Below are 22287 nucleotides of genomic sequence, written 5' to 3'. Positions count from 1 at the left end.
GGCGGTGGTCATCAAGGCATGGTATTCGATTCCGCTATGTGCTTCATAACAATAGATGCGCGCATTGTTCAAGACTTGTTCTTAGACTTGATCCACCTTTCGCAAGGCACTGTCTGCATGAGCGGTGATGCGTCAGATACAGGCTTTTCAAGCCTGGCCCCACCACTATTTCATGGAGACAAGCATGAGCATTGCAAACCCTGCGCTGCCGGCCGATCAAGCACCCGCCAAGACGGAACTGGACGGCATTTACAAGAAAATTTTCATGCGGTTGATTCCGTTTTTGATGATGCTGTGGATTCTGGCCTGGCTGGACCGCGTCAACATCGGTTTCGTCAAGCTGACGATGCTCGACGACCTGAAATGGAGTGAAGCCATCTACGGACTGGGCGCAGGCATCTTTTTCCTGGGCTACTTTTTCTTTGAAGTGCCCAGCAACCTGCTGTTGCAAAAAATCGGTGCCAAGAAGACCATCATGCGCATCACGATTGGCTGGGGCCTGACCAGCATCGCCATGATGTTCGTCAAGACGGCGGGAATGTTTTATTTCCTGCGCTTTTTACTCGGCGTATTCGAAGCGGGCTTTTACCCCGGCATCATTCTTTATCTGACTTTCTGGTTCCCCAACGACCGCCGCGCCAAGGCTTTTGGCATGTTCATGTCAGCGTCGGCGTTTGCTGGAGTGATTGGCGGGCCTCTGGCGGGCGCCATCATGACCAACCTGAACGGCGTCAACGGCTGGGCCGGCTGGCAGTGGGTGTTTTTGATCGAAGGTGTTCCTTCGGTGCTGGCCGGTATCGCAACCTATTTTTACCTGACCGACAAGCCCGATCAGGCCCACTGGCTGACCGAGCGTGAACGCTCCCTGGTACACGCCGATCTTGAGCGTGATGCCGCATCGCTGGGTCGCCGCGAGCACAGCCTGCTAGCCTCGTTGAAGGACGGAAAAATCTGGCTGATGATCATGATCTACTTTTGCATCGTTGCTGCCAACTCTTCGCTGACGTTCTACGGTCCGACGCTGGTGAAGGAAGTCGGCTTCACCAGCCCGATGGCTGTTGGCTGGATCATGGCCGCTGCCTATTTGTGCGGCGCTGCGGGGATGATTTTCAACGGCTTTCATTCCGACAAGCACCAGGAATCGCGCTACCACTGTGGCCTGGCCGCAGCGCTGGGTTCGGCCTCGCTGCTGGCCGTCGCCTTGCTGCTCAAGACCAGCCCCTTGCTGACCCTGGTGATGCTGGCATTGGCCATTGTGGGCACCATGAGCGCCATTCCGGTGTTCTGGCAGATGCCCAACCGTTTCCTGTCCGGTGCCGCGGCCGCCGGCGGTGTGGCATTGATCAACTCGGTTGCCAACCTGGCCGGCTTTGGTGCGCCGTGGATGCTGGGCGTCATCAAGACCTCGACCGGACAACTGACGACGGGCCTGTACGTCGTGGCTGCGTTTGAAATCTGCGCAACCATCTTGATCTTGATGTTCGTTCCAGCCTTCAAGAAAAGCTCCCCGGTCGCAAGAACCACGCCTCAAGAAACCAGAATTCCCCCGCAAAAATGGACGACAACGCATGACTGAAACGACATTGGGCCTCGGCGCCGTCAACACCTTGCAGCAAGACGACTTTGTAGCCGCCTTTGGCAGCACTTTCGAGCATTCGCCCTGGGTAGCCCAAGGCGCGTGGGGCGCGCGGCCGTTCGCGAGTATTGACGCCCTTCACGGCGCGATGATCAACATGGTGCGCAATGCGCCGCGCAAAACACAAATCGAGTTTTTGCGCGGCCATCCGGAACTTGCCGGCAAGGAGGCTGATGCTGGCACGATGACGACTGAATCCGTGGGCGAGCAGGCCAGCGCCGGCCTGGATGCATTGAGCCGGCATGAGATCGACGAGTTGCGGCAGCTAAACCAGCGCTACCTCAAGAGCCACGGTTTTCCGTTCATCATTGCCGTGCGCCGGTATAGCAAGACTCAGATTTTTGACCAGTTGCGCCGCCGCATCGAACGCGACAGCGACGCTGAACTGGATGAGGCCCTGGCGCAGATCGACACCATTACGCGGTTGCGCGTGCAGGCCAAGCTGGCTGCTTGAAAGCCTGGCATATCGACGCAATGGTCAGATGCGGACCCTTGTGACCAAGGCTGTTACTGACAGCAGGGCGTTTGCAATGGGTTTTCGCATGCGCTTGAACGCCACATCTCGTCAGAGTCGCTGATGCTTTGGCATAACCCTTGATCACATAAAAAAAAGGCCGCGATCTTCGCGGCCTTTTTTATTTTTCCACTTTGACAGTCCGCTGCCGGACTGGCATTGGCCTTTCCCTGTTCACTTCAGCAGTTCGAGCAGTGCCCGGGCCACGACCTTGGTCGCGCAGCGCAGGTCCTCCAGCACCAAATGCTCGTCCGAGCGCTTGGCGTTGCTTTCAAACACCGTGCGCGGACCGGCACCATAGATCGCCGAGGGCACGCCGGCAGCGCCGAACAGACGCACATCGGTGTACAGCGGCGTGCCGCATGTGGGAACCGGCTCGCCCATCACCTGCTCGCCATGCTTTTGCAGCGCTTTCACCAGCTCGGCATTGCGTGAGTCTGGCTTCCACGCCTCGGCCATCAGCAGGCGCTTGATGTCGACCGTGATGCCGGGCATGGTGGCGGCTGCCTCGGCAATCACGCGGCGCACGGTGGCTTCGACTTCAGCCGGGTTCTCCTCGGGAATCATGCGGCGGTCCAGCTTGATGACGACCTTGCCGGGGACCACGTTGGTGTTCGTGCCGCCTTCGATGCGGCCGACGTTGAGATAAGGATGCTCGATTCCATCGAAGCTTGAAGTGACCGACTGGTACAGCTGGTTTTGCTGGTACAGCGCGTTGAGGATGGCAGTGGCGCCCTGCAGCGCGTCGATGCCGGTGTGGGGAATGGCCGCGTGCGCCATCTTGCCGTGGACGGTGACTTCCATTTGCAGGCAGCCGTTGTGGGCCGTGATGACCTCGTAGGCAAATCCGGCGGCAATCAGGAAGTCGGGCTGCGTCAGCTTGTGGCGCAGCAACCAGCCGGGCCCGAGTTCGCCTCCAAATTCCTCGTCGTAGGTGAACAGCAGCTCGACGCCGCCCTTGAGTGGCAAGCCAAGCGCTTCAAGGGCGCGAACGGCAAAAGTGTAGGTGGCAAAGTCGGACTTGCTGACCGCCGAGGCGCGGCCATAGAGCTTGCCATCAACGACTTCGGCACCATACGGGTCGTGCGTCCAGCCGTCGCCCGGTGGCACCACGTCGCCGTGTGCGTTCAACGCGATGGTGCGGCCTTCGCCGTACTTTCGCCGAACCACCAGGTTGGTGATCGACTCCATGCCGTAGTCCTTGACTTCCTGGACCGGCACCGGATGCTTTTCAGCCTCAAAGCCAAAATCCTTGAGCAGTTCGGCTGTGCGCTCGGCATGCGGCGCATTGTTGCCGGGCGGTGTGTCGGTGGGCACGCGCACCAGTTGCTGCAGGAACTGCACTTCTTCGTCAAAGTGCGCGTTGATCCAGGCGTCAAGCGCCGTGTTGTTGTTGGTGTTGATTTGGGTATTGGTCATGGTCATTCGGTGGCAAGTTGTTCAAGCAGGTTCTGGAAGGCGCGCACGCACAGGTCGGTGTCGTCATTGGTGATGGATTCCAGCGGGTTGTGGCTGATGCCGGCGTTCAGGCCGCGCACAAACAGCATGGCTTGCGGCATGATTTCATGCAGTTTCATGGCGTCGTGGCCGGCGCCGCTGGGCATGCGGAACACCGGCAGGCCCAGGGTCTCGACCGCACGTTCCCAGCGTTGCTGCCATTCGGGCGCACTGGGGGCTGCGGCGGCGCGCATGGTTTCTTCCAGTTTGTAATGCACGCCGCGACGCTCGCAAAGGGCTTGCAGTTCTTGGCGGATGTCGGCGGCGCAGGCGTCGCGCACTTCATTGGTGGTCGCGCGAATGTCCAGGCTGAACTTGGACCGGCCCGGCACGACATTGATCGAGCCGTTGGGCACCTCCAGCATCCCGACGGTAGCCACCAGATGCGGCACGCTGGCGCCGCGCTGCTCGACAAACAAGGCCAGCTCGGCAGCAGCGGTGGCCGCATCGCGGCGCCGGTCCATGGGCGTGGTGCCGGCGTGGCTGGCCATGCCGATGATTTCGCCCACGTAGCGAACGCTGCCATTGATCGAGGTGACGATGCCCAGGGGCAGGTCGATTTCATTCAGGACCGGGCCTTGCTCGATATGCACCTCGACAAAGCCGAGGTAATTGACCGGATCGCGCTGCAGCCCGCCAATGTCGTCAATGCACAGGCCGGCATGCGCCATGGCGTCGCGCATGGTGATGCCATCGGCATCTTTTTGCGCCAGCCAGTTCATGTCAAAGTGGCCGGTCAGTGCGCCCGAGCCGAGAAATGTTGCCTTGTAGCGCTGGCCTTCTTCTTCGGCGAAACCGACGACCTCGAAGCCGAACGGCAGGCGGCGCCCCTGGCGGTGCAGCTCGCGCACGCAGGCCATGGGCGCCAGGATGCCCAGGCGGCCGTCGTACTTGCCGCCATTGCGAACCGTGTCGTAGTGCGAGCCGGTCAGCAGCCGCCTGGCCTTGGGGTCGCTGCCGTGGTAAATACCCACCACGTTGCCGACTGCGTCAATCGATACGTCGTCAAAGCCGCAGTCCTCGCGCATCCAGTGTGAGAGGCGCTGGGCGCAGGCGCGGTGCGCATCGGTCAGGTAGGTCACTGTCAGCTCGCCGCGCTCGGCATAGCCGGGGTCGCTGTGGGTACTCAGGCGCTCATGCCAGTCCCACACCAGGTTGCCAATGTCCGGCGAATGGCCGAACTTGTCGTTCAGGCGGATTTCGGCAATGCGGTGAATGTTGCGCAGACACTCGGCCAGCTCGAAGTCGGGATGGTTGTCCAGCCGGCGGGCAAAGGTCGCGATGATCTCGGCCTTGGGCAGGCCCAGGCCGCGTGGTCCGCGAACTGCCAGGGTGAAGGGAAAACCGAACCTGGCGTTGTAGTCGGCATTGAGCTGCTGGATTTGCGCGAATTCTTCGGGCGTGCAGTCGGTCAGGCCGGCCTTGCCCTGCTCGTTCGTTGACTCGGCGGTCAGCGACTTGCTGACCATCGCCTTGCCGGCCAGCTCGGGGTGGGCGCGAACCAGGGCAAGCTGGGGCGCGCGTCCGGCATGGCGCACCACCTGGACCAGCGCCAGCTTGAGCTGGTCCAGGTTGAGGAAAGGACGTTCGGCCCAGGCTTGCTCCGCAATCCAGGGTGAATGCTCGTAGGTGCCGTCCAGCAGCTGGACGAATTCGGCCTGCGAGGCGGCGTTAAGTTGGGTCAAGGTGGTCATTTGGAAGCAGGCCAGACAAAGGCCGTTTCAGGGTTGAAGGGATGCGCCTGTTTCCAGTGGCGCGCGATGTCGATGCGCCGCGTCACCCAGACGCGGTCGTGCTGCTCGATGTGGTCCAGGAATCGCTGCAGCGCCCGCATCCGGCCCGGGCGGCCCAGGATGCGGCAGTGCATGCCGATGCTCAGCATGGCGGGCCGCTCGTCGCCTTCGGCATACAGCACGTCAAAGCTGTCGCGCAGGTAGGTGAAGAAATCATCGCCCTGCGAAAACCCCTGCGGCAGCGCAAAGCGCATGTCGTTGGTGTCCAGCGTGTACGGCACCACCAGCTGCGGCGCCAGCGTGCCGTCGGTTTTTTCAACCCGCAGCCAGAACGGCAGGTCGTCGCCGTAGTAGTCGCTGTCGTATTCAAAGCCGCCAAAGTCTGCGACCAGCCGGCGCGTGCGGGGGCTGTCGCGGCCGGTGTACCAGCCCAGTGGCCGCGTGCCGGTCAGGCGCTCGATGGCCGCCATGCCTTGCACCATGTGTTCGCGCTCGGTCGCCTCGTCAATGCCCTGGTAGTTGATCCAGCGCCAGCCGTGGCAGGCGATTTCATGGCCGAGTTCCTGAAAAGCCGCCGTCACCTCGGGGCAGCGCTCCAGCGCCATGCCGACGCCGAACACGGTCAGCGGCAAGCCACGCTTTTCAAACTCGCGCAGCAAGCGCCACACGCCGGCGCGTGCGCCGTATTCGTAGATGCCTTCCATGCTCAGGTGGCGCTCGGGGTAGGCCGGCGGGCTGGCCATTTCGGACAGGAACTGCTCGCTGCCGGCGTCGCCGTGCAGCACCGAGTTCTCGCCACCTTCCTCGTAGTTCAATACGAACTGCACGGCAATGCGCGCGCGGCCGGGCCAGTTGGCCTGCGGCGGGTTGCGGCCGTAGCCGGCCAGGTCGCGCGGGTAAGCGCGAAGGAGGGGGGTATCAACATTCATGCGAGAGTCCGTCAAAAGGGCCGAAGTGCATCGGCAAGGTCCGTCGAATTGGGGTTGAGCCGCAGGTTGCGTTCAACATTGGCGATGTGGTGCTCCATCAGCCGGATCGCCGTGCGGGCATCGCGCTTTTCGAGCGCGTCCACGATGTGCAGGTGCTCGTCCTGGGAGTGCACGGCCGAATGGGCTGACTGGTACATCAACGAGATCAGCGACGAGCGGCTGAGCAAGTCGGCTAGCAACTGCGCCAACACCTCATTGCCCAGCAGGCGCGCGAGCAGCACGTGAAAGTCGGCCAGCAACCGCGTGCGGCCGGGAACATCGGTACGCCTGACGGCTTCCTGCTCGTCACGCAAGTGGGCACGCAGTTGCACGATGTGCGCATCGGTGATTTGCGCACAGAGCTGGCGCACCATCGCTGCTTCGACCATCGCGCGGACCTCAAACACCTGGCGGGCCTCTTCGATGCTGGGCATGGCAACAGATGCGCCCCGTGCCGCCTCTAGAACGACCAGGTGCTCGCGGCTGAGCTGATTCAGGGCCTGGCGCACGATGGTGCGTGAGACGTCAAAAATATCAGCGATCTTTTGCTCGGTGAGCTTCGTGCCCGGCATCAGCCGGCGCTCAACAATGGCGGCCGTGATGGACTCCACGATGCGTTGCGTCGAGCCAGGTGATGCAGCCGCTTCCCTGGCACCGACAACCTGAAGATGGTTAAGACGCTTCATGAATTTTTGTGATTGCGTATTCATTATGATTTCTAAAGTGTATACAATTTATTTTGGTAAAACAAGTTTTTATCATTTTCGGAGCCCGATGTTCGGGGATCGTGTCGGTTGCGTTGTATTTTAAAAAAGGAAAATTTTTATGGGCCATCTCAGTACCCATGTGCTCGACACCATGAACGGTTGCCCCGCTGCCGGCATGAAGGTGACGCTGCAGCGCGTTGAGGGCGCAAACTTCAAGACCCTCAAAACCCTGACCCTTAATGCCGATGGTCGCAACGAGGGCGGGCCGTTGCTGGACGCCAGCGCCATGGCTGTCGGGCGTTATCGCCTGCTGTTCGACGTTGCGGCGTATTTCCGTGCCCGTGGCGTCGTGCTGCCTGAGCCGGCCTTTGTCGATGTCGTGCCGATTGATTTCGGCATCGCCGACGCACAGGGCCATTACCACGTGCCCTTGCTGGTGACGCCCTGGACCTACTCGACTTACCGGGGCTCCTGAACACCAGCAGGTTGGCCAGGTTCTTGCATGCGGTGCGGCGATGCAATATTTTTTTACACGATGCCGGGAAAACCCTGTAAATCCGTGCTTTAAAAACTGTATACATTAATTCCACGTCGCCGCGGAGCCCGAGTCGGCCGGCCCTTCTGGAGCTGGTAAACCCGGTTGCGATGTCCACTCCTTAGAGAGCCCGCAGTGGTAAGGGGAAAGCGCAGCGCATGGCGGCTGTGCATTCCTTGACTGTGAGCGTGCAAATGGATACCGCATACCTTCTCGACTGGGCCAACCTGCTGCTGCGCTGGGCCCATGTCATCACGGCGATTGCCTGGATCGGCTCGTCGTTCTACTTTGTCTTCCTGGACAGCAGCCTGACCAAACCCGAAGACCCGGAACTGGTCAAAAAAGGCGTGGACGGTGAACTCTGGGCCGTGCACGGCGGAGGTTTCTATCATCCTCAAAAATACCTGGTCGCGCCCAAACAGATGCCCGAGAACCTGCACTGGTTCTACTGGGAAAGCTATTCCACCTGGCTGACCGGCTTTGCGCTGTTCACGGTGCTCTACCTGTTCAACGCGGCCACCTTCCTGGTCGACAAAAGCGTGTATGACTGGTCTGCCAGCGCGGCCATCGGCGCTGCGCTGGGTTTCCTGGTGGCAGGCTGGGTGGTGTACGACACCATCTGCCGCACCTTTGGCCGGCGCAAGAACGGCGACCTGATCGTTGGCGCCGTCTTGCTGGCCTTCGTGGTGTTTGCCGCCTGGCTGGCCTGCCAGCTGTTCGCCGGGCGGGCGGCCTTTTTGCTGGTCGGCGCCATGCTGGCCACCACCATGAGCGCCAACGTCTTTGTCTGGATCATTCCCGGCCAGCGCAAGGTCGTGGCCCAGCTCAAGGCCGGCCAGCCGGTCGATCCGGTGTATGGCTGGCGCGCCAAGCAGCGCAGCGTACACAACACCTATTTCACGCTTCCGGTGCTCATTGCCATGCTGTCCAACCATTACGGCTGGCTGTATTCGGCCAAGGGCAACTGGCTGGTGCTGGTGGCCCTGATGCTGGCCGGCGCCCTGATCCGCCACAGCTTCGTCGCCCGGCACAAGGCTGGCGTTCAGGGCAAGCGCGCACCCTGGGAATATGCGGGTCTGGGCGTGGCCATGCTGGCCGGGCTGGTGGTGTGGATGGCCCCGCCGCCGCCGTCTGCTGCCGCCATTGCGGCCGCGGGCAAGCCGGTCAGTTTCGCCGAAGTCAAGACCGTCATCGACCAGCGCTGCGCCTTGTGCCACAACGCGCAGCTGCAAAGCAAGGGTGTTGCGCTGCACACCCCCGAGCTGATCAAGCAGCATGCCCAGGCGCTGTACCAGCAGGCGGTCGTGCTCAAGATCATGCCGATGAACAACGCCACGCAGATCACCGACGACGAACGCGCCGTGCTCAAGCGCTGGTTCGAAGCCGGCGCCCCGGTCAACTAGACCGCTGGCGCACAGCATCCGGCACCGCATTCCAGGCAGACATCGCCCCCGGCCCGTGGCGTGAACGGGCTTTTTTTTCCAGCCCCCCAAAACGACCCCAAGGAGACAAGCATGACCCCTGACACCGTCCATCCGGTAGATGAAAAGCTGCCCATCGGAAAACTCACCGCGCTGGGCTTGCAGCATGTGATGGTGATGTATGCCGGCGCCATCGCCGTGCCGCTGATCATCGGCCGCGCCCTGAAGCTCTCGCCCGAGCAGGTGGCCATGCTGATCTCGGCCGACCTGTTTGCCTGCGGCATCGTCACGCTGATCCAGTCGCTCGGCTTTGGCCGCTACTTCGGCATCCGGATGCCGGTGATGATGGGCGTGACCTTTGCCGCCGTCGGGCCGATGGTGGCCTTTGCCAATGCCATGCCCGGTGTCGAGGGCGCGCGCGCCATCTTTGGCGCCATCATCGGGGCGGGCGTGCTGTCCATGCTGATCGCGCCCATGATCAGCCGGCTGCTGCGCTTTTTTCCGCCGGTGGTCACTGGCACCATCATCGCCATCATCGGCATCAGCCTGATGCGGGTTGGCGTGGGCTGGGCAGTGGGCGGGCCTGCACCCATGGCGCAAACGGTCGATGTGCCCAAGCTGGTGGCCATGGTCGACAGCGCCAAGGCAGCGGCCGCCACGGCTGCAGCCTCGGCGCCAGCGGGCGCTGCTGCGCCGGCACTCAAGCTGCCCGGGCCGATCCCGATGCTCGACAACCTGGCCTACGGTGCGCTGGACAACCTGGCGATTGCCGCCTTCGTGCTGGTGATCATCCTGCTGCTGGTCAAGTACATGCGCGGCTTCGTCGCCAATATTTCGGTGTTGCTGGGCATGGCCGCCGGCTGCGTGCTGGCCATCTCGCTGGGCAAGATGAACTTCGACAAGGTCGGCAAGGCGCACTGGTTTGATGTGGTCACGCCGTTTGCCTTTGGCCCGCCAACCTTCGACATCGTGATGATCCTGACCATGACGCTGGTGATGATCGTCGTGATGATCGAGTCGGTCGGCATGTTCCTGGCACTGTCGGACCTGACGGGCAAGAAGATCAGCCAGGCCGAGATGGCCGCAGGCCTGCGCACCGACGGCCTGGGCACGCTGATTGGCGGCATCTTCAACACCTTTCCCTACACCAGCTTTTCGCAAAACGTCGGCCTGGTCGGCGTCACCGGCGTCAAGAGCCGCTGGGTCTGCGTGGCCGGCGGTGTCATCATGATCATCCTGGGCATGCTGCCCAAGATGGCCGCCTTCGTCGAGTCGATTCCCATCTTTGTGCTGGGCGGCGCCGGGCTGGTGATGTTCGGGATGGTCGCGGCCACCGGCATCCGCATCCTGTCCACGGTGGACTACAAGGGCAACCGCAACAACCTCTACATCGTCGCGCTGGCCATTGGCTTTGGCCTGATTCCGCTGGTGGCGCCGCGCTGGATGCAGCAGATGGCGCACAGCCTGCATCCGCTGCTCGAATCGGGCATCTTGCTGACCGCCGTGTCGGCGGTGCTGCTCAACCTGTTCTTCAATGGCGCCAAGGCCGATGTGGCCAGTTCCATCGAGGCGGCCAAACTGGCCGAGGCGCATTGACCACGCAACTGTTGAAAAATTTCTTCAACCGCCTGAAAGAAAGAACCCGATCATGACCTTCCAGCCCAACCGGCGCCAAGCCCTTCAGGCCTTGGCCACCTTGAGCCCCCTGGCCGCTGCCGGATGCTCCGTCATGGCGCCCCGCGACCCTGCGTCGATCACCATTGCCGCGCTGTTTGCCGGAAACATCCGCGACCAGGGTTTCATGCAAAGCGGCTACGAGGGGCTGGTCCAGGCGCGGGCATCCCTGGGCGTCACCACCCGCTACCTTGACGGCATTGCGCCGCAAAAAGAGCTGCTGGTGGCGGGCCTGCGGCAACTCGCACAGGCCGGCCCGCAGATGGTGATTGCCCATGGCGGGCAAAACAACGCGGCCGCGCAGCAGGTTGCCGGCGAGTTCCCGGCGATTCACTTTGCCGTCACCCAGGGCGACGTCACCGGTGCCAACCTGTCGAGCTATGAGGCGCTGCAGGAGGAGTCGGCCTGGCTGGCCGGTGCGCTGGCCGGACTCAGCACCCGCAGCGGCGTGGTCGGGCACATGTCCGGCATCCGCGTGCGCCCCGGCCTGAAGGGTCGCGCAGCCTTCGCCGACGGGGTCAAAACAGCCAATCCCGGCGCCCGGCTGCTGACCAATTTTTCCGGCAACCAGGACGACAACGCGCTTTCGCGCCGCATTGCACTGGCGCAGATGGATGCCGGGGCCGACATCATTTTCACCATGCTCAACGCCGGGCGCGACGGCGTCACGCAGGCCTGCCGGGAACGCGGCGCGCGGCAGATCGGCAATGTCAGGGACTGGACGGTGGGCGATCCCGGCGTGTTCATGGCGTCGGCCATTGCCAACGTCAGCCGGGCGGTGCTGATGGCGGCGCAGGACGAGGCGGGCGGCCGGTGGAAGCCCGGCGTCATCCGCACGCTGGGGCTGGCCGACCCGTCGGCCGTCAGGCTGGCCATGGCCCCGGACGTGCCGGCCGGGCTCCGGCAGAAAATTGCGGTTTACACGGACGCCATCATTGCCGGAAAAATCGCGGTGCCCGACAGCTACGCCGGCCCCGAGTTCATGCTCGCCGCCTGACAGTCAGGCGCTATCTATTCAATAGCTGACTCCAGTGGTGGCACTGCGCTGAATGCATCGAATGGCACACAGCCTGCATCCGCTGCTGGAGTCGGGCATCTTGCTGACCGCCGTGTCGGCGGTGCTGCTCAACCTGTTCTTCAATGGCGCCAGGGCCGACGTGGCCAGTTCCATCGAGGCGGCCAAACTGGCCGAGGCGCACTGAGTCACCTGCAACCGTTTTTTCTTTGTTTTCGATTCCTTCCCGTGCTTCCTTCCTGATCCCTACTTCAAGGCCCCACCATGATGAAACCTCTCCTGCGATCCCACTCCCTGGCCTGCCTGGCCTGTCTGGCCGCCACTGCATTCAGTGCCCAGGCGCAAAGTTCGGTCACCCTGTTCGGCCTGGTCGATATGAGTATTGGCTCGAACAAAGCACCAGGGGGCCTGCGCCAGACCGGCGTGGACAGCGGCAAGCTGACCACCAGCCACTTCGGCATGCGTGGCGCCGAGGATCTGGGTGGCGGTTTGTCCGCCGTGTTCCGGCTTGAGGGTTTCTTGCTGGCCGACACCGGCGCTTCGGGCCGCTTTACGGGGGATACCCTGTTTTCGCGCACCGCATCGGTGGGCTTGTCGAGTAAAAGTCTGGGCACGTTGACGCTGGGGCGCAACACCACGCCTTTGTTCATTTCCACCGTGTCGTTCAACCCCTTTGGCGACTCTTACGGCTATTCACCCAGCATCCGTCACTACTTCACCAGCGGCACGGCCACCGGGGACTCGGCCTGGAACAACTCGGCGCTTTACGCCAGCCCCGATGTTGGCGGCTTCAAGTTCGGCCTGATCGGCGCCGCTGCTGCGACCAAGAGCACTGGCGCTGGTTCCAGCAACGGCTCGAACTGGGGTGCCAACGTTGGTTATGCCGGCGGCCCTTTGTCTGCTGCGCTGGTCTATCAGTCGGTGAAAAAAGACGAAACCAGGTCCGTGCCGGCGGCGGTGCAGGCCGACACGCGCACCTGGCAGCTCAATGGCGCATACGACTTCACGGTCGTCAAGGCTTTCGCCCAGTACGGCGAAGTCAAGAACACGACGATTACCAATACGTATCGCATCTCCGAACTGGGTGCCCGGGTGCCGGTGGGGGCGGGCGCGGTGCTCGCGGCGTGGGGACGTGTGGCACCCAAAACCGGACCTGACCGCAACACGGTTTCCCTGGGATACGACTACAACCTGTCCAAGCGCACCGATATTTATGCCGTTGCGATGCGCGACAAGGTCGAGAACCTGTCGAATGGCAGCAGCTATTCGGTGGGTGTGCGCCACCGGTTCTGAGGGGCGTCGAAAGCCGTTCACCCGGTTTATGCTATTTATCCGATAGCATAAAGTGAGCGCCCAGTCTGCGCAAAAGGCCTGAAAGGCTTGAAATATGCGCCGAAAGACGTCAGGCCTCATATCGCCTGACGCCACCAGTCGCCGGCCAGCGACTGCTGCAAAAACCCGCTGAAGCTCGTCACCTTCAGCGGCACCAGCTTGGGCGAGGGAAACACGGCGTGGACCTCCTGCTCGGGCAACCCGTGGTCGGCCAGCACCGGCACGACCGCGCCATCGGCCAGCGATTCGCGCGCCACATACCAGGGCAGCACCGCCAGACCCATGCCGGCGCGCGTGGCTGCCAGCACTGCCGACAGGTTGTTCGAGCGCAGCAGGCCCTTCACCGGCACCGACTGCTTCTGGCCCGCCGGGCTGACCAGGCTCCAGCGGTCGTCGCCTTGCACGCTGCTGTACACCAGGCAGGCATGCGACGCGAGGTCGGCCGCATTGCCCGGCGTGCCGCGTGCCTGCAGATACGACGGCGCCGCGACCATCAGCCACGGGTTGGTGCCCAGGTAGCGCGCGCCCAGGCTGGAGTCGGCCATCGGCCCCATGCGCACCGCCAGGTCAACGCCCTGCTCGACCAGGTTCACATAGCGGTCGTCAAAGCTGAGGTCCAGCGTGATATCCGGGTGCTGCTGCATGTAGCGCAGCGCCAGCGGCACCACCACGCGCCGGCCGAAGGCCACCGAGGTGCTGACGCGCAGCGTGCCGCCCACGCCGCCCTGCAGCAGCGTGGCCAGGTTGTCGGCCTCGTCGATCTCGCGGGCAATGCGCTTGCATTTGTCGTAATACAGCGCGCCCGTTTCGGTAGGCGTCACGCCCCGGGTCGAGCGGTGCAGCAGCCGCGCGCCCAGGCGCTGCTCCATGGCCGCCACCGCCTTGGTGGCCGTGGGCTGGGTCACGCCCGCCTCCAGGGCCGCCTTGCTGAAGCTGCCGGTCTCCACCACCCGGATGAAAAGTCCTATGCCCGTGATTCTGTCCATGGTACCGACTGTAAACCGTTGCCGCGCCAGTATTCCGCCACGGAATAGGAGTTATCGCCAGCGTGGCATTCCCAAACCGGCCTGACCGGCCAATCATCGAGCCTTCTTACACAAGGAGCAACGCATGGCAAAAATGAAGGCCGCAATGGCCGCCGTTCTGGTAATGGAAAAAGAAGGCGTGACGCAGGCATTTGGTGTGCCGGGCGCCGCCATCAACCCGCTGTATGCGGCCATGCGCGAGCGCCAGTCGATCGCCCACATCCTGGCGCGCCATGTCGAAGGCGCCTCGCACATGGCCGAGGGTTACACCCGCGCCAAGGCCGGCAACATCGGCGTGTGCATCGGCACCTCTGGCCCCGGCGGCACCGACATGGTCACCGGCCTGTACTCGGCCAGCGCCGACAGCTGCCCGATCCTGTGCATCACCGGCCAGGCGCCGCGCGCCCGGCTGTACAAGGAAGACTTCCAGGCGGTCGACATTGAAAGCATTTCCAAGCCGCTGACCAAATGGTCTTACATCGTGCGCGAACCCGGCCAGCTGCCGCGCGCCTTTCAGCAGGCCTTTCACCTGATGCGCTCGGGCCGGCCCGGCCCGGTGCTGCTCGATTTGCCCTTCGACGTGCAAATGACCGAAATCGAATTCGACATCGACACCTACGAGCCGCTGCCGGTGTACAAGCCGTTTGCCACGCGCAAGCAGATCGACAAGGCGCTGGACATGCTGGCTGCTGCCGAGCGGCCGCTGATCGTTGCCGGCGGCGGCATCATCAATGCCGATGCGTCCGACCTGCTGGTCGAGTTTGCCGAACTGACCGGCGTGCCGGTGATTCCGACGCTGATGGGCTGGGGCACGATACCCGACGACCATCCCCTGATGGCCGGCATGGTCGGCCTGCAGACCAGCCACCGCTACGGCAATGCGACCATGCTGGCCAGCGACTTTGTGCTGGGCATCGGCAACCGCTGGGCGAACCGCCACACCGGCTCGACCGAGGTGTACTGCAAGGGCCGCACCTTTGTGCATGTGGACATCGAGCCGACGCAGATCGGCCGCGTCTTCACGCCCGAGCTGGGCATTGTCTCGGACGCCAAGGCAGCCCTGCAGCTGTTCGTGGAGGTCGCCCGGGAGCGAAAAGCCGCCGGCAACCTGCCCGATCGCGCCGACTGGGCCGGCCGCTGCGCCGAGCGCAAGCGCCTGATGCACCGCAAGACCCATTACGACAACATTCCGATCAAGCCACAGCGCGTGTACGAGGAAATGAACAAGGTGTTCCCGCGCGACACGGTGTATGTCAGCAACATCGGCCTGAGCCAGATCGCGGCCGGCCAGTTCCTGAACATCTTCGGCCCGCGCCAGTGGATCAACTGCGGCCAGGCCGGCCCGCTGGGCTGGTCGATGCCGGCAGCGCTGGGCGTGGTGGCGGCTGACCCGACCCGCACGGTGGTGGCCATCACCGGCGACTACGACTTTCAGTTTTTGCTCGAAGAGCTCGCCGTCGGGGCGCAGTTCAAGCTGCCCTATGTGCATGTGCTGGTCAACAACTCCTACCTAGGGCTCATCCGCCAGAGCCAGCGCGGCTTTGACATGGACTTTTGCGTGCAGCTGGCGTTTGACAACATCAATGTGCCGGACTCCGACGACAAGCTGCGCAGCTACGGCGTCGACCATGTGGCCGTGGTCGAAGGCCTGGGTTGCAAGGCGCTGCGCGTCAAGGACCCGGCCCACATCGAGGCGGCGCTGCGGCAGGCGCGGGTGATGGCTGCCGAGCACCGGGTGCCGGTGGTGGTCGAGATCATCCTGGAGAAAGTCACCAACATCGCCATGGGCACCGAGATCAACAACGTCAACGAGTTCGAGGACATTGACTGCCGCCATCCCGAAGGGCTCAAGGGCCTGGAACTGGCCGGCTTGCTTGAATAGTCTTGGTGCCATCCCGTAAACCAACAACTTCAAGGAAATAGACATGCCGCGTTTTGCTGCCAACCTCACCATGCTCTTCACGGAAGTGCCGTTTCTCGAACGCTTCGAGCACGCCGCCAAGGCCGGCTTCAAAGCCGTGGAATTTTTGTTCCCGTATGCCTGGCCCGCCGAAGAAATTCGCCAGCGACTGGATGCCCATCACTTGACGCTGGTGTTGCACAACCTGCCCGCCGGCGACTGGGACGCAGGCGAGCGCGGCATTGCCTGCCTGCCTGAGCGGGTGGCGGAATTCCGCGAAGGCGTGGCCAAAGCCATTGTTTACGCCCAGGCGCTGGGCGTGAAACAGCTCAATTGCCTGGTTGGCAAGGCCCCGGCCGGCGTTGCCGACGACGTGCTGCGCCAGACGGTGGTCGAGAACCTGCGCTTTGCCGCTGCCGAGTTGAAACAGGCCGGTCTGCGCTTGCTGATCGAGCCGGTCAACACCTTTGACATTCCGGGCTTCTACCTGAACCGCACCGCCCAGGCGCTGTCGATTCTGGACGAGGTCGGCGCCGACAACGCTTTCGTGCAGTACGACATCTACCATGCCCAGCGCATGGAAGGCGAGCTGGCCGCGACGATGCAAAAGCATTTGCCGCGCATCGGCCACATCCAGCTGGCGGACAACCCGGGCCGCAACGAGCCGGGCACCGGCGAAATCAACTACCCCTTCCTGTTCGCGCAGCTGGACCGCATCGGCTACGACGGCTGGATCGGCTGCGAATACAAGCCCGCCACCACGACCGAAGCCGGACTTGGCTGGCGCGAGCAGCTGGCCGGTTAATCAATCACAACAAAAAGGAGAACACCTCATGACTTCACAACCCCTCAAAATCGGTTTCATCGGCCTCGGCATCATGGGCGCGCCCATGGCCGTCCACCTGATCAATGCGGGCCACCAGCTGTTTGTCTACACGCTGGGCAAGATGCCGGAAGCCATCGCCAGCAGCAGCGCCACCCAGTGCATCAGCGCACGCGGCGTGGCCGAACGGGCGGACATCATCATCGTGATGGTGCCCGACACCCCTGACGTGGAGGCGGCACTGTTTTCTGAAAAAGGCATTGCTGCCGGTCTGACCGCCGGCAAAGTGGTGGTGGACATGAGCTCGATCTCGCCGATTGCCACCAAGACGTTTGCGCAAAAAATCAATGCGCTGGGCTGCGACTACCTGGACGCGCCCGTGTCCGGCGGCGAAGTCGGCGCCAAGAACGCCACGCTGTCGATCATGGTCGGCGGCCCGGAGGCGACGTTCGAGCGCATCAAGCCTTTGTTCGAGCTGATGGGCAAGAACATCACGCTGGTCGGCGGCAACGGCGACGGCCAGACGGCCAAGGTGGCCAACCAGATCATCGTCGCGCTGAACATCGAGGCGGTGGCCGAGGCCTTGCTGTTTGCGGCCAAGGCCGGTGCCGATCCGGCGCGCGTGCGCCTGGCCCTGATGGGCGGATTTGCTTCCTCCAAAATTCTGGAAGTGCATGGCGACCGCATGGTCAAGCGCACTTTTGATCCGGGCTTTCGCATCGAGCTGCACCAGAAGGATTTGAACCTGGCGCTGTCCAGCGCCCGCGCGCTGGGTGTGGCCCTGCCCAACACCGCGATGGCTCAGGAGCTGTTCAATTCCTGCGTCGCCCATGGCGGCAAGGCCTGGGACCATTCAGCCATGGTCAAGGCACTGGAGAAGATGTCGAACTTCGAGATTGGCCAGAAGGTCGACTAAGCGTTACCAACTGACCGAACCCGCGCCACCATGAAAACCCCCGACGTGTCTTTTGCCAAACAACAGGCGTTGCTGCGCTGCATGTTTGATGCCGCCATTGCCTCGGCCCAGCCGGCGCTTTGCATTCCTGCCCATTTGCCGGATCCGCAAAGCCTGGGAAAAGGCCGGCTGATCGTGATTGGCGCCGGCAAAGCGTCGGCGGCGATGGCCCGGGCCGTCGAGGATCACTGGCCGGCGCCGCTGTCCGGTCTGGTGGTGACGCGCTACGGTTATGCCGTACCGTGCGAACGCATCGAGATCGTCGAAGCCGCTCACCCGGTGCCCGACGCCGCCGGTGAAGTCGCCGCCCAGCGCATGCTGCAACTGGTGCAGGGACTGACCGCCGACGACCTGGTGCTGTGCCTGATTTCCGGTGGCGGCTCATCGCTGCTGCCGCTGCCGTTGCCCGGCTTGAGCCTGGAACACAAGCAGGACCTCAACCGGGCTTTGCTGAAGTCCGGCGCGACCATCAGCGAGATGAACTGCGTTCGCCGCCACCTCTCGGCCATCAAGGGCGGGCGGCTGGCCGCTGCCTGCCATCCGGCCCGGGTGCTGACGCTGCTGATTTCCGATGTGCCCGGCGATGACCCCATGGACATTGCCTCGGGGCCGACCGTGGCCGACCCCACCACCTGTGAAGATGCACTGGCCGTGATTCGCCGCTACAACATTGACGTGCCGGCCCAAGTCATGAACGTCCTGCAAAGCGGCCGGGGCGAATCCATCAAGCCGGGCGACCCGCGCCTGGCGGGCACCGAAGTGCGCATGATCGCCACGCCCCAAATGGCGCTGGAAGCGGCTGCAGCTGTCGCTGAAAGTGCGGGTTACACCGCCTATATCCTGGGCGATGCGCTGGAAGGCGAAGCGCGGGATGTGGGCAAGGTGCTGGCCGGCATGGCGCTGCAGGTGGCGGGTCGAAGCCAGCCGTTTGAAGCGCCCTGCGTGCTGCTTTCGGGCGGCGAAACCACCGTCACCCTGCGTGGCAACGGCCGGGGCGGGCGCAATGTCGAATGGCTGCTGGCAACCGGCATTGCCCTGAACGGCCATCCGCGCATTCATGCAATGGCGGGCGACACCGACGGCGTTGACGGCCAGGAAGAAATCGCCGGCGCTTGCCTGGCGCCCGATTCGCTGGACCGCGCCTGGGCGCTGGGCCTGCGGCCCAGAGACAGCCTGGCCAACAACGATGGCCACGGCTTTTTCCAGGCGCTGGGGGACTCGGTCATCACCGGCCCGACGCTGACCAATGTGAACGACTTTCGCGCCATCCTCATCGACGCACCAACAGAGAACTAAAAAATGCGCAGAACCCGAAATGCCAAAATTGTGGCGACCCTTGGCCCCGCCAGTTCCGACAAAGACATCGTTCGCGGGCTGTTCATGGCCGGCGTCGACGTGTTCCGGCTGAACTTCAGCCACGGCAGCGCCGACGACCACCGCGCGCGCTTTGCGGTGCTGCGCGAACTGGAGCAGGAAACCGGCCGTCCCATCGGCATCCTGGCCGACCTGCAAGGCCCCAAGCTGCGCGTAGGCGTTTTTGCTGACGGCCCGGTCATGCTGGTCGAGGGTCAGCCTTTTCGCCTTGACCTGAATGAAGCGCCCGGCAATGCCCAGCGTGCCCGCTTGCCGCACCCCGAGATTTTTGCCGCACTCGTGCCGGGTGCCGAGTTGCTGCTTGACGACGGCAAGCTGCGCCTGGAAGTCGTCAGCTGCGGCCCTGACTTTGCCGAAACCAAAGTGATGGTCGGCGGCAAGCTGTCCGAGCGCAAGGGCGTGAACGTTCCTGGCGTCGTGCTGCCCATCACGGCACTGACCGAAAAAGACCGTCGCGACCTGGCGCTGGCACTCGAGCTGGGCGCCGACTGGATTGCCCTGTCCTTCGTGCAGCGTCCCGAGGACGTGTCCGAGGCGCGTGCGCTGATCGGGGACCGCGCTTCCATCGTCTCCAAGCTGGAAAAGCCTTCGGCCATCGAGCGCCTGGACGAAATCGTCGCGCTGTCGGATGCCGTGATGGTGGCCCGTGGCGACCTGGGGGTTGAACTGCCTGCCGAACGCGTGCCCGCTATCCAGAAACGCATCATTCGCAGCGCCCGTCGCTTTGGCAAACCCGTGATCGTCGCCACGCAGATGCTCGAATCCATGATTGACAGCCCGGTGCCCACCCGCGCCGAAGCGTCTGATGTGGCAACGGCGATTTACGACGGTGCCGACGCCGTCATGCTGTCGGCCGAATCAGCCTCGGGCAAGTTCCCGATCGAGGCCGTCAGGATGATGAACCGCATCATCGAGCAGGTCGAGGGCGACCCGCAATACCGCCAGTTGATTGATGCCTCGCACACTTCGGCCCGTCCGGGCGGCGATGTGGCCGAGGCCGTGTGCTGCGCCATGCGCCGCGCCGTCACCTTGCTGCAAGCGGCGGCCATTGTTTGCTACACCAGCTCGGGCCACACCAGCCTGCGTGCTGCGCGCGAACGTCCCGAGTCGCCTATCCTGAGCCTGACGCCCGACATCGGCGTGGCGCGCCGCCTGGCGCTGGCCTGGGGCGTGCATTCGGTGCATATCGGCAATGTGTCCGATGTGGACCAGATGACCGAAACCGCCTGTGAAGTGGCGCGCAGCGAGAAGTTTGCCACGGCTGGCCAGATCATCGTGGCGATTGCCGGCATGCCGTTTGGCACGCCGGGCACCACCAACCTGATCCGTATCGCCACGGTTTAAGCCGATCACCCACTGGAGACTTTCCCCATGAGCCAGATCACCGGCCTTCGCGGCCTGGAAATTCTCGATTCGCGCGGTAACCCCACGGTTGCCGCTCACGTCACCCTTGCCTGTGGTGCCACCGGTTATGCCGCAGCCCCGTCGGGTGCCTCCACCGGTTCGCGTGAAGCCATCGAACTGCGCGACGGCGATGCCGCGCGTTACGGCGGCAAAGGCGTGCGCACCGCCGTCGGCCATGTGAACGGCGAGCTTCGCGCCGCACTGCTGGGCCAGGACGCCAGCGACCAGGCCGCGCTGGATGCGCGCCTGATCCAGCTCGATGGCACACCGGGCAAATCCCGCCTGGGCGCCAACGCGCTGCTGGCAGTATCGCTTGCCACGGCACGGGCTGCCGCTGCCAGCCAGGGTGTACCGCTGTACCGGTATCTCGGACGGCAGGACGCCTTCAGCTTGCCGGTGCCGATGATGAACATCATCAATGGCGGCGCACACGCCGACAACAACGTGGACATTCAGGAGTTCATGATCCTGCCGGTAGCCGCGCCCAGTTTTGCCGAAGGGCTGCGCTGGGGCGTCGAGGTGTTTCATGCGCTCAAGTCCCGGCTCAAGGCGGCCGGCATGGCGACCTCGGTCGGCGACGAAGGCGGCTTTGCGCCCAACCTGCCGTCCAACACGGCGGCGCTGGACGTGATCCTGCAAGCGATTGAAAGCGCAGGCTTTCGGCCCGGGCGCGACATCTGGCTGGGCCTGGACGCTGCCAGCACCGAGTTTTTCCATGATGGCCAGTACGTTCTGGCGTCGGAAAACAAACGCTTTGACTCCGGCCAGTTTGTTGACTGGCTGGCCGGGCTGGTGCGCCAGTACCCTATCCTGTCGATTGAAGACGGCATGGCTGAAGACGACTGGGCCGGCTGGAAGCTGTTGACCGACAAAGTCGGCCAGCAAGTTCAGCTGGTGGGCGACGATTTGTTTGTCACCGACACCGCCACGCTGAGCCAAGGCATTGCAGCAGGCGTGGCGAATGCCATCCTGGTCAAGCCGAACCAGATCGGCACGCTCAGCGAGACGCTGGCAGCGATTGAGCTGGCCACCCGCAGCGGTTACGCCGCCGTGGTGTCGCACCGCTCGGGCGAAACCGAAGACACCACCATTGCCGACATTGCGGTGGGCACGCTAGCCACGCAAATCAAGACCGGTTCGCTGTGCCGCTCCGACCGCGTCGCCAAGTACAACCGCCTGCTGGTGATTGAAGACGAACTGGGCAGCGCCGCTTCTTATGCCGGACTCGCGGCATTCGAACGCTTTATCAGTCCGGCTTAAATTCAAGTCAAGCCAAAGGTTTGGTGTCACCCTGCGCTGCATGTCGGCGCAGGGTTTTTGTCGTAGCGGGAGTCATTGCATGTTGTTGGGACTGGTGCTGTTTTATGTGGGGGCAGTGCTCATCCTCAATGGCTTGTGGATGCTGGAGCGCATCAGCGACTGGGAAATCTGGGTCATCAACCTGTTCGTGGGCGTCATCAGTCTGCTGGCCTCTTTCAGGCAAGCCTTCGGCGCGGATGCGGATGCAGCCTCTGTCAAGGCGGCTGCGCTCTCGCTGCTGTTTTCCCTGACCTACCTGTGGCTTGCCGCCAATCGCTTTAGCGATGTCGATGGTCGCGGGCTTGGCTGGTTCAGCCTGTTCGTGGCCATCACCGCCTTGCCCGTGGCCGCCGACATACTTCGCGGCGCACAAAACACCGGGGATGTCTGGCTCGGCTTGTCCTGGGCGGCCTGGGCGGTTTTGTGGCTGCTGTTCTTTTTGCAACTGGTGCTGCGCCAGCCGGTCACGCGCATC

The 22287-nt window shown here is 63.3% G+C and carries 20 protein-coding genes; 15 read left to right on the top strand and 5 right to left on the bottom strand.

All coding sequences use genetic code 11. The features are described 5' to 3' along the window. Positions 1–184 precede the first annotated feature (184 nt). Both GZ092_RS16725 and uraD (GZ092_RS16720) read left to right on the top strand, forming a co-directional pair. Positions 185–1576, top strand: coding sequence for an MFS transporter (locus GZ092_RS16725; protein ID WP_293638061.1), 1392 nt, complete (start codon positions 185–187; stop codon positions 1574–1576). Continuing rightward, positions 1569–2090, top strand: coding sequence for a 2-oxo-4-hydroxy-4-carboxy-5-ureidoimidazoline decarboxylase (gene uraD, locus GZ092_RS16720; protein WP_293638060.1), 522 nt, complete (start codon positions 1569–1571; stop codon positions 2088–2090). The genes GZ092_RS16725 and uraD (GZ092_RS16720) overlap by 8 nt, the downstream gene beginning before the upstream one ends. Before the next feature lie 234 nt (positions 2091–2324). On the opposite strand, the gene GZ092_RS16715 is transcribed toward uraD (GZ092_RS16720), so the two are convergent. From GZ092_RS16715 to GZ092_RS16700, 4 genes are read right to left on the bottom strand one after another with little or no spacing between them, the layout of a single operon-like run. Then, positions 2325–3569, bottom strand: a complete 1245-nt coding sequence (locus GZ092_RS16715) for an ArgE/DapE family deacylase (protein WP_293638059.1) — start codon at positions 3567–3569, stop codon at positions 2325–2327. A 2-nt stretch (positions 3570–3571) separates the two neighbouring features. Continuing rightward, positions 3572–5341, bottom strand: coding sequence for a 2-oxo-4-hydroxy-4-carboxy-5-ureidoimidazoline decarboxylase (uraD, locus tag GZ092_RS16710; protein ID WP_293638057.1), 1770 nt, complete (start codon positions 5339–5341; stop codon positions 3572–3574). Next, a complete protein-coding gene (gene puuE, locus GZ092_RS16705) occupies positions 5338–6309 on the bottom strand; it encodes an allantoinase PuuE (RefSeq protein WP_293638056.1) in 972 nt (323 codons plus the stop codon). Before puuE ends, uraD (GZ092_RS16710) begins: the two co-directional genes overlap by 4 nt. Before the next feature lie 11 nt (positions 6310–6320). Beyond that, entirely contained in the window at positions 6321–7034 is a 714-nt protein-coding gene (locus tag GZ092_RS16700) for a GntR family transcriptional regulator (protein ID WP_293638055.1), read from the bottom strand. A 139-nt stretch (positions 7035–7173) separates the two neighbouring features. On the opposite strand from GZ092_RS16700, the gene uraH reads away from it, so the two are divergent. From uraH to GZ092_RS16670, 6 genes are all read left to right on the top strand, one after another. Beyond that, entirely contained in the window at positions 7174–7530 is a 357-nt protein-coding gene (gene uraH, locus GZ092_RS16695) for a hydroxyisourate hydrolase (protein WP_293638054.1), read from the top strand. Positions 7531–7784: 254 nt separating this feature from the next. Continuing rightward, positions 7785–8993 carry a urate hydroxylase PuuD gene (locus tag GZ092_RS16690; RefSeq protein ID WP_293638053.1) on the top strand — a complete coding sequence of 403 codons (1209 nt, stop codon included), beginning with the start codon at positions 7785–7787 and terminating at the stop codon, positions 8991–8993. 111 nt (positions 8994–9104) lie between these two features. After that, positions 9105–10607, top strand: coding sequence for a nucleobase:cation symporter-2 family protein (locus GZ092_RS16685; protein ID WP_293638052.1), 1503 nt, complete (start codon positions 9105–9107; stop codon positions 10605–10607). Between the two features lie 52 nt (positions 10608–10659). Continuing rightward, complete coding sequence (locus GZ092_RS16680) at positions 10660–11682, top strand: BMP family protein (RefSeq protein WP_293638051.1); 1023 nt, start codon at positions 10660–10662, stop codon at positions 11680–11682. Between the two features lie 61 nt (positions 11683–11743). Continuing rightward, positions 11744–11887, top strand: a complete 144-nt coding sequence (locus GZ092_RS16675) for a hypothetical protein (RefSeq protein ID WP_293638050.1) — start codon at positions 11744–11746, stop codon at positions 11885–11887. A gap of 77 nt (positions 11888–11964) precedes the next feature. Then, positions 11965–12993, top strand: coding sequence for a porin (locus GZ092_RS16670; RefSeq protein ID WP_293638049.1), 1029 nt, complete (start codon positions 11965–11967; stop codon positions 12991–12993). Between the two features lie 116 nt (positions 12994–13109). On the opposite strand, the gene GZ092_RS16665 is transcribed toward GZ092_RS16670, so the two are convergent. Continuing rightward, positions 13110–14018 carry a LysR family transcriptional regulator gene (locus tag GZ092_RS16665; RefSeq protein WP_293638048.1) on the bottom strand — a complete coding sequence of 303 codons (909 nt, stop codon included), beginning with the start codon at positions 14016–14018 and terminating at the stop codon, positions 13110–13112. A gap of 124 nt (positions 14019–14142) precedes the next feature. Here GZ092_RS16665 and gcl point away from each other — a divergent pair, with 124 nt between their 5' ends. The 7 genes from gcl to GZ092_RS16630 form a co-directional block, all read left to right on the top strand. Continuing rightward, entirely contained in the window at positions 14143–15939 is a 1797-nt protein-coding gene (gcl, locus tag GZ092_RS16660; RefSeq protein WP_293638046.1) for a glyoxylate carboligase, read from the top strand. A gap of 43 nt (positions 15940–15982) precedes the next feature. Further along, on the top strand, positions 15983–16762 hold the full coding sequence (gene hyi / locus GZ092_RS16655; protein WP_293638044.1) for a hydroxypyruvate isomerase: 780 nt from the start codon (positions 15983–15985) through the stop codon (positions 16760–16762). 28 nt (positions 16763–16790) lie between these two features. Next, entirely contained in the window at positions 16791–17696 is a 906-nt protein-coding gene (gene glxR / locus GZ092_RS16650; RefSeq protein WP_293638043.1) for a 2-hydroxy-3-oxopropionate reductase, read from the top strand. Between the two features lie 30 nt (positions 17697–17726). Beyond that, positions 17727–19031 carry a glycerate kinase gene (locus GZ092_RS16645; RefSeq protein WP_293638041.1) on the top strand — a complete coding sequence of 435 codons (1305 nt, stop codon included), beginning with the start codon at positions 17727–17729 and terminating at the stop codon, positions 19029–19031. A 3-nt stretch (positions 19032–19034) separates the two neighbouring features. Next, positions 19035–20453, top strand: a complete 1419-nt coding sequence (pyk, locus tag GZ092_RS16640; protein WP_293638039.1) for a pyruvate kinase — start codon at positions 19035–19037, stop codon at positions 20451–20453. 27 nt (positions 20454–20480) lie between these two features. Further along, on the top strand, positions 20481–21773 hold the full coding sequence (eno, locus tag GZ092_RS16635; protein ID WP_293638038.1) for a phosphopyruvate hydratase: 1293 nt from the start codon (positions 20481–20483) through the stop codon (positions 21771–21773). A 79-nt stretch (positions 21774–21852) separates the two neighbouring features. Further along, the coding region (locus GZ092_RS16630) for an AmiS/UreI family transporter (RefSeq protein WP_293638037.1) at positions 21853–22287 on the top strand (435 nt) is incomplete at its 3' end.

Origin of the sequence: Polaromonas sp. (genome assembly GCF_010365105.1) — a bacterium.
Classification (GTDB): domain Bacteria; phylum Pseudomonadota; class Gammaproteobacteria; order Burkholderiales; family Burkholderiaceae_C; genus Polaromonas.
This window is presented reverse-complemented; position numbering and strand designations above follow the sequence as displayed.

What these genes read in the sequence shown, in the direction of transcription:
- GZ092_RS16725 (WP_293638061.1), top strand. Translation starts at nt 185, where the DNA reads ATGAGCATTGCAAACCCTGCGCTGCCGGCCGATCAAGCACCCGCCAAG.
- uraD (WP_293638060.1), top strand. Translation starts at nt 1,569, where the DNA reads ATGACTGAAACGACATTGGGCCTCGGCGCCGTCAACACCTTGCAGCAA.
- GZ092_RS16715 (WP_293638059.1), bottom strand. Translation starts at nt 3,569, where the DNA reads ATGACCAATACCCAAATCAACACCAACAACAACACGGCGCTTGACGCC.
- uraD (WP_293638057.1), bottom strand. Translation starts at nt 5,341, where the DNA reads ATGACCACCTTGACCCAACTTAACGCCGCCTCGCAGGCCGAATTCGTC.
- puuE (WP_293638056.1), bottom strand. Translation starts at nt 6,309, where the DNA reads ATGAATGTTGATACCCCCCTCCTTCGCGCTTACCCGCGCGACCTGGCC.
- GZ092_RS16700 (WP_293638055.1), bottom strand. Translation starts at nt 7,034, where the DNA reads ATGAAGCGTCTTAACCATCTTCAGGTTGTCGGTGCCAGGGAAGCGGCT.
- uraH (WP_293638054.1), top strand. Translation starts at nt 7,174, where the DNA reads ATGGGCCATCTCAGTACCCATGTGCTCGACACCATGAACGGTTGCCCC.
- GZ092_RS16690 (WP_293638053.1), top strand. Translation starts at nt 7,785, where the DNA reads ATGGATACCGCATACCTTCTCGACTGGGCCAACCTGCTGCTGCGCTGG.
- GZ092_RS16685 (WP_293638052.1), top strand. Translation starts at nt 9,105, where the DNA reads ATGACCCCTGACACCGTCCATCCGGTAGATGAAAAGCTGCCCATCGGA.
- GZ092_RS16680 (WP_293638051.1), top strand. Translation starts at nt 10,660, where the DNA reads ATGACCTTCCAGCCCAACCGGCGCCAAGCCCTTCAGGCCTTGGCCACC.
- GZ092_RS16675 (WP_293638050.1), top strand. Translation starts at nt 11,744, where the DNA reads ATGGCACACAGCCTGCATCCGCTGCTGGAGTCGGGCATCTTGCTGACC.
- GZ092_RS16670 (WP_293638049.1), top strand. Translation starts at nt 11,965, where the DNA reads ATGATGAAACCTCTCCTGCGATCCCACTCCCTGGCCTGCCTGGCCTGT.
- GZ092_RS16665 (WP_293638048.1), bottom strand. Translation starts at nt 14,018, where the DNA reads ATGGACAGAATCACGGGCATAGGACTTTTCATCCGGGTGGTGGAGACC.
- gcl (WP_293638046.1), top strand. Translation starts at nt 14,143, where the DNA reads ATGGCAAAAATGAAGGCCGCAATGGCCGCCGTTCTGGTAATGGAAAAA.
- hyi (WP_293638044.1), top strand. Translation starts at nt 15,983, where the DNA reads ATGCCGCGTTTTGCTGCCAACCTCACCATGCTCTTCACGGAAGTGCCG.
- glxR (WP_293638043.1), top strand. Translation starts at nt 16,791, where the DNA reads ATGACTTCACAACCCCTCAAAATCGGTTTCATCGGCCTCGGCATCATG.
- GZ092_RS16645 (WP_293638041.1), top strand. Translation starts at nt 17,727, where the DNA reads ATGAAAACCCCCGACGTGTCTTTTGCCAAACAACAGGCGTTGCTGCGC.
- pyk (WP_293638039.1), top strand. Translation starts at nt 19,035, where the DNA reads ATGCGCAGAACCCGAAATGCCAAAATTGTGGCGACCCTTGGCCCCGCC.
- eno (WP_293638038.1), top strand. Translation starts at nt 20,481, where the DNA reads ATGAGCCAGATCACCGGCCTTCGCGGCCTGGAAATTCTCGATTCGCGC.